The sequence below is a fragment of the Methanobrevibacter sp. genome (genome assembly GCF_045220775.1).
GTDB lineage: Archaea > Methanobacteriota > Methanobacteria > Methanobacteriales > Methanobacteriaceae > Methanocatella.
In genome coordinates this window covers 1-2,855 of sequence record NZ_JBGUWC010000176.1, presented here as the reverse complement: position 1 = coordinate 2,855, position 2,855 = coordinate 1, and the positions used below count along the sequence as shown (strand labels likewise).

The 2,855-nt window shown below is 32.7% G+C and carries 5 protein-coding genes and 1 pseudogene; all 6 read right to left on the bottom strand.

Annotated elements, in window-relative coordinates; all coding sequences use genetic code 11:
* On the bottom strand, nt 1-471 hold a 471-nt coding region (locus tag ACJROP_RS11805), incomplete at its 3' end, for a hypothetical protein (RefSeq protein ID WP_406535661.1).
* Between the two features lie 10 nt (nt 472-481).
* Nucleotides 482-619, bottom strand: a complete 138-nt coding sequence (locus ACJROP_RS11800; RefSeq protein WP_406535660.1) for a hypothetical protein — start codon at nt 617-619, stop codon at nt 482-484.
* On the bottom strand, nt 620-838 hold the full coding sequence (locus ACJROP_RS11795) for a hypothetical protein (RefSeq protein ID WP_406535659.1): 219 nt from the start codon (nt 836-838) through the stop codon (nt 620-622).
* The gene (locus ACJROP_RS11790; protein ID WP_406535658.1) at nt 819-1,121 is read right to left on the bottom strand and encodes a hypothetical protein; all 303 of its coding nucleotides are present in this window, start codon (nt 1,119-1,121) and stop codon (nt 819-821) included. Before ACJROP_RS11790 ends, ACJROP_RS11795 begins: the two co-directional genes overlap by 20 nt.
* A 98-nt stretch (nt 1,122-1,219) precedes the next feature.
* Nucleotides 1,220-1,561, bottom strand: coding sequence for a hypothetical protein (locus tag ACJROP_RS11785; RefSeq protein WP_406535657.1), 342 nt, complete (start codon nt 1,559-1,561; stop codon nt 1,220-1,222).
* Between the two features lie 643 nt (nt 1,562-2,204).
* Nucleotides 2,205-2,855 (bottom strand): annotated as a pseudogene (locus ACJROP_RS11780) (hypothetical protein); the annotation flags it as partial.

The following is a 2,855-nucleotide window of genomic DNA, read 5'->3' as shown; positions in this document are numbered from 1 at the left end:
AAGTTCAGCTATTGCACGGTTGGTTGCACGTGTTTTTGCAGTTGACATTATTGTGTGGTCTGAAACTTTGTCTTTTCCTTTTTCAGAACGGGAGCATAATGCATCTGATTCTACGCTGCGGCCATTTGGCAATGTTGCTCTGACGCAGTAGTATGCTTCACGTACTCTGCCCATTTTTGTTCTTTCAATGTCACGATCAACTATTTTGGTATCGACATTGAATGCACGGGAGAGTTTCTGCCATGCGGATTTCTTTTTAAAGTGTCTTTTCACTTTAATGTAGTTTCCGTTTTCGTCTTTTTCTTTTACTATGATTTCCTGATAATCTGTATCGTTTAATAATCCTTTACATAGTTTTTGATAAGCGTCCCATTGTTCGATTGCTACATCAACGTCAGGGACATTGTCTTGAGTTATTAATCCGGTTTCTTTAGGAACTTCCGGATTTTCTATAAGTTCTGCTTTAACCATTTTATCACCTTTATAATACTCCGAAGCTTGCGGTTGCAATTCCAATCCAGCCAATAGCTATGGCAAATATAATGCTTCCAATGAAAATCATTTTTGGATTAGGGTTCATTGGTTCTTTTTTTGGATATAATCTTGCTGGTTTGGACATTTAAAACAACCCTCTTCTTATCTCAATTTCAACAATTAAATTCAGATTAATTATTGAATTCCTTCCACTTTTTCTTTTGATGAATACTGTTTTGCTGTCCAGGAACTGTACATCATCTGATTTGGTAAGTGAATAGTACTGTTCATCATCTGCAGTAACAAATGCGATGAATAAACCGTCAGTAAGGTTTTGATGCATTTCAAGGATTGCGTTTTCCATATTTATTCTCCCTTTTGTTTTTCCTGAATCCAACAATGTAAGATTCACCTTTTATGAATTTGACAAATCCTATATCTCCAGGAGTTGCATATTGGATTAATGACAATAGCTTGTCGTGTATTAGTGTTTGGTATGCTTTTTTACCACCATCAACTAATACGATACCGTCATCGTCAATGTAGAGGATTTCATGTTCAACATCTCCTTTGGCAACTTTGATCTCACCATTGTGAGTTAGTATGCCATGGTAATTTTCTTTGAATTGATTTTGAGATTCAAACATACTATACCACATCGTCTATACAGTATCCATGAAAATTGCAGTCAAAGGTACAGTTTTCACAGTTATTCAAATCAGCTTCAGGATAAAAGATAGAAATATCAGAGATTCCCATATTTCTCACCTAATACATCAATTCTTCTAAGAAGTCTCCACATCATTTCCCAATCTTCTCTTGGGATTATTACATGAGGTTTACCGTTTATTTCTTTTTCTATCATGTTTTGGTCAACTCGTTTTGTATTGTTATTTGAAATTCGACAGTCCAAGGAATTAAAAATTATATTTACTTCTTTATTTTTCAATCCCGTTTCTAATTCTTCGATTTCATACATCTCGAAGAAATCTTTTTCATTGCTGATGTTGTCCTGTTCACATACTTCAACGATGACTTCACTCAGTTTTTCAAAACTCATCGGGGAGTAGATGGTTTCCTTCAGCAATGGTTTTGATATCCATTTTCTTAATTCGTACATGCTTTGATCAACTCTTTTTTTCAAAGTCCATGCAAAAATCAAAGGGGGTTGAAATGTTATAAAATTAAATAATAAAAATAGAATTCTGTCCAATTACCAGAATATTTAATGTAAAATAAATATTGCCCAATTTGTGGTAATATTTATATATTTATTGAAATATATTAAATAACTGGGTTAAGTTTTGAACAGTAATTATTTTAAACATGTTTTGGTCGACTCGTTTACTATTTTTATTATTCATTACTAACCCCTATAATTGATGCTTATAGACTACTATTTTTTTTGACTTTTCAATCACATCCTTTTAGACACCATTTTTTTTTATAATGCCTATGTTTGATCCTTACCTAAAAAAATTTTCTTCGCAATGAGAACAATTTTACGAAGTGGGGTCAATTTTCCTAGGTGAAGGCAATTATTAGTTTTGGTATTTTGAATATATAAACATTACTATTCTTATTTCAATGAATAACATTCAGAAAAAAGAGTTAAAGTATATTAAATTGTACACCATCAAAAATAAAACACCGATGTTTTTAAAATTGGTGTTTAGAAAAAAATAAGAAAAATTGTTGAATGTATAAAATTCAACAAAAATTAAAAAAAGCTATGTTGCACCTTCTTCATATTTCCTTTTAAGGAAGTCCAGGTCGGCTCTCATATCTGTCAATTCGTTTCTTAATTCATTGTTTTCCTCTTCCATTTGAACATATTCAGGTGAATAGATATTGTACTCTCTAACGTCAGTCATTATCAAAACACCTTCAATAGCTTCAATGTACTCCCGGAATAATGCATCTTCATCCTCAAAAAAGTAAACATCATTGACAGCACCGTTACTTTTGCCCTGCATTACATTGATTGAATATGTATCCATTCCATGCTTTTTAAGATTGGTTGCATGGTACTTACGAAGCATGTGTCCTCTTAAACGGTTATATCCCTTAATGCCTTCCTCAGGTCTTCCGCCAACAGTGCCTAAATTTAAAGCATCATTCAATTGGCCGAATTTCATTGTAAAGTAATGTGTAGATATTTTAAATAGCTTATCATGAGGTTTTAATTCTGTTTGGCCATTTTCGGGGTTATCTTTTAGCTTTTCATTTCTAAGTTCAAGATATGCCATGATGTATCGTGTTGCTTCATCGGTATTGAAGGTAATGAAGAATTTTTTTGTTTTGCTTCTTCTGCTGTTCCATGTAGGAATCAGTTGTCCTTCAAATTCTTTCATTTTAGCTATTGCGGTCATTATATCATC